The sequence below is a fragment of the Streptococcus sp. HMSC078H12 genome (assembly GCF_001814615.1).
Classification (GTDB): domain Bacteria; phylum Bacillota; class Bacilli; order Lactobacillales; family Streptococcaceae; genus Streptococcus; species Streptococcus salivarius_F.
This window is the reverse complement of sequence record NZ_KV817314.1, coordinates 1-852: the sequence shown is the minus strand read 5'-3', so window position 1 is coordinate 852 and position 852 is coordinate 1. Positions and strand designations below refer to the sequence as shown.

General features: G+C 40.1%; 1 protein-coding gene. It reads left to right on the top strand.

The window, feature by feature from the left end; genetic code table 11:
- Positions 1-55: 55 nt before the first annotated feature.
- Positions 56-852: ISL3 family transposase (locus tag HMPREF2979_RS01315; RefSeq protein ID WP_148132218.1), on the top strand; the 797-nt coding region annotated here is incomplete at its 3' end.

Below are 852 nucleotides of genomic sequence, written 5' to 3'. Positions count from 1 at the left end.
AAAGTCCCATAAGAACTATAATGAAAAGCGACGAAACTACCATTAGGAAGAACTTATGAGACCTATTAAGAATACCACAGAATTAATCGGAATTAAAGACCAAAATATCAAGATTTCACTTGTTTTTGAAACTGACACTCATATCGAGATTCAAGCAAAACTTGATTACCCTGCACCATCATGTCCTCACTGCCAAGGAAAGATGATCAATTATGACTTTCAAAAGCCTTCTAAAATTCCTCTTCTCGAACAAGCTGGAACGCCTACACTGCTACGTCTGAAGAAACGCCGTTTCCAGTGTAAAAGTTGTAAGAGAGTCACGGTAGCTAAGACATCTATCGTTGAGAAAAACTGCCAAATCTCAAATCTAGTCCGTCAAAAAGTTGCACAACTCCTAACTGAGAAGATGTCACTAACAGATATTGCCAGAAGACTTCGTGTGTCGACCTCTACCGTCTATCGTAAGCTTGATCAGTTTACTTTCAAGGAACATTTTGACAAACTCCCAAGGGTCATGTCCTGGGATGAGTTTGGTTTCAAGAAAGGGGAATTGGCTTTTGTGGCTCAGAACTATGAGACAAACAAACTCATAACCATCCTTGATAATCGCTGCCAAACCTCTATACGAAACTACTTTTTGAAGTATCCATTAAAAGCTCGCCAAAAGGTGCAGTTTATCACGATGGATATGTCTGGAGCCTACATCCCACTAGCCCGCAGACTCTTTCCAAACGCAAAAATCGTTCTTGATCGTTTCCACATCATCCAGCACCTTAGTCGAGCCTTTTTAAAGACAAGAATTGCAATTATGAACCAATTCGATAAGAAGTCACTACCCTATCGAGCCTTGAA